This is a genomic window from Salmonella sp. SAL4457, assembly GCF_046548235.1.
GTDB classification, from domain to species: domain Bacteria; phylum Pseudomonadota; class Gammaproteobacteria; order Enterobacterales; family Enterobacteriaceae; genus Salmonella; species Salmonella enterica.
Window position 1 is genome coordinate 1 of the sequence record NZ_JBGDZO010001240.1, and the last position, 240, is coordinate 240.

A 240-nucleotide genomic window follows, 5' to 3' on the forward strand; every position below is an offset into this window, starting at 1 on the left:
GCCAGGGTCTTGATCAGCGTCGACTTGCCGGCGCCGTTGGGACCGAGCAGGCCGATCCGCGCACCGGGCACCAGTTGCAGCTTGACCTTCTCCAGCACCGCCTTGTCGCCATAGCCGAGACGGCCTTCGCCGAGATCCAGCAACGGCCGGGAGATCTTGTCCGACTCGCGGAAACTGAAATTGAACGGCGAATCGACATGTGCCGGCGCCAGTTCCTCTAGACGCTCCAGCGCCTTGATC

General features: G+C 63.8%; 1 protein-coding gene. It reads right to left on the bottom strand.

Features of this window, described 5'->3' with window-relative positions; genetic code table 11:
* The coding region (locus tag ACLJNW_RS28150; protein WP_410961919.1) for an ATP-binding cassette domain-containing protein at nucleotides 1–240 on the bottom strand (240 nt) is incomplete at both ends.